The 1,757-nt window shown below is 37.2% G+C and carries 2 protein-coding genes; one reads left to right on the top strand and one right to left on the bottom strand.

Going from position 1 to position 1,757, the window contains the following annotated elements; all coding sequences use genetic code 11:
* A partial coding sequence (locus F6K13_RS31660; RefSeq protein ID WP_287289657.1) for a cupin domain-containing protein occupies positions 1-253 on the top strand: 253 nt, incomplete at its 5' end.
* An 82-nt stretch (positions 254-335) separates the two neighbouring features.
* Here the strand turns inward: F6K13_RS31660 and F6K13_RS31655 are convergent.
* The gene (locus tag F6K13_RS31655) at positions 336-1,025 is read right to left on the bottom strand and encodes a GerMN domain-containing protein (RefSeq protein ID WP_124145883.1); all 690 of its coding nucleotides are present in this window, start codon (positions 1,023-1,025) and stop codon (positions 336-338) included.
* Positions 1,026-1,757: the final 732 nt, after the last annotated feature.

Genomic DNA, 1,757 nt, shown 5'->3' with positions numbered 1-1,757 from the left:
CCAAATGCGCTCTCCTAGTGGCTGGATGGAACCAGGTCAAAGGCCAGAATTTGATGAATTTACTCTGGTACTTCAAGGAAAACTATGTGTTGAGTATGAAGGCGGTCAGTTAGAAGTTAATGCTGGCCAAGTAGTAATAGCTCGTAAGGGAGAATGGGTAAAATACAGTACACCTGGTGCTGAGGGAGCAGAATATATTGCTATTTGTTTACCTGCTTTTTCCCCTGATACTGTAAATCGTGATTCTGAGTAGATACTGAAAAAATTGACTTTGTCAGGAGCGGCTTTGAACTATTTGTTTACTTTAAAACCGCCCCTAAAATGGTATATGATATCTAAAATTGGAATTCTTGCTGAAAATTATCACGAGTAATGGGCTGAGATACTTCTAAACCTTCACCCCCAAGCATTTTTAAAGGTTTACCACCCACAAAAATCCACACTTTTACATCTGGTTCTAAACTAGAGGCAGTATAAATAACTTGTCCTAAGCGACTCATCATCGAAGCACTACCGCCTCCAGAAGTAAATTCTTCAGATAAGTCGATGTAGACCCCATTATTTTCAACAGTAAGTGCTTGAACTTTTGTACCTGTGGGAATAGCACTAAGGACATCGGTATTTGCTGGACCTACGAGCAAGCGGTCAAAAGCAGCTTTTAAAATAGCTTCCGGTTCGTCTGCTGTTTCTAATTTCACTGTAGAAGAAACTAAATCAATTTCTCCAGTAGTGTCTTTAACCCAATAAAGTTCTACAGTTTTTTCTGTAACTGCTTTGGGTTGAGGCACATATAAAGGAACAGAGTCTGGAGATTCAACTTTAGCAGGAGGTGGGGGAGGCAAAGTCTCATCAGGCGACTTTGGAGTTGAGGGAGTTGTAAAAGTCTGAGAATTATCAGAAGTTTTTGTGGTGGTTGATTGTAAATTTGTCCATAAGGCGATGCCACCACCTACCGCCACTGCCAATGCACAAACACTGGCCACAATACCAACAGATAAATTACGAGTTTGATTTTGTTCTTTCATTTTGTCCCTCCTTGAGAATTAGGCACAATGGCAGTGAGGAGCTGAATTATAACTTTCTCTTAGGTTAACTATATTACTTCTATTATGTCGAAATTAGCAGGTACTTGTTGAAATTAGTATTTTTGACGTAAATTTTGGGACTTTTGGGATTGTGTGATTTGAGAGGAAAAAATCAAGTTTTTGATCAAGTCAGAAGTAATAATTCAGAAGTTAAATTCTCACTTTATTCTTTTGATCAAACTAGAAAAAAGATTTAACTGATAACTGATTAAAAAGCATGGTTTTAGAGCTAATTATTTTGATAAATTCATAACCCCTAAAATTCCAATATTTTTACCGAAAAATCAAGGTTTGAAGAAGGAGACAGGAGACAGGAGACAGGAGACAGGAGGAAAATTACATGGGGATTCTCACCCCAAGTAATTTTGAACACCCCCGTTGACGGTGGGGTATTAAACCCACAAAGAAAATGATAAAGCCTCTCACTCGCTGTGGAGAAAAAAGTGCTCTTGAATTTCCTTATATATTCAATTATGTAACGGTTTTAACCACCAGGTAATTATTAATTATTAATTAATGAACCTATTTGCTCTGTTTGTGCAACAAAGCAAATAGGTTCAGCAAAAATACTGGTTTGGTATTGTTTTATTAGTGTTATTGTTAACCATGTCAACTAAATCAATAAAAATCTTAACTCACGACACTAATGAAACAAGTCAAGAGAGCTTTAGT

The sequence above is a fragment of the Okeania sp. SIO2B9 genome, from assembly GCF_010672505.1.
Taxonomy (GTDB): domain Bacteria; phylum Cyanobacteriota; class Cyanobacteriia; order Cyanobacteriales; family Microcoleaceae; genus Okeania; species Okeania hirsuta.
Note: the sequence above shows the minus strand (reverse complement) of the source record. Positions and strands in the feature narration are given on the sequence as shown.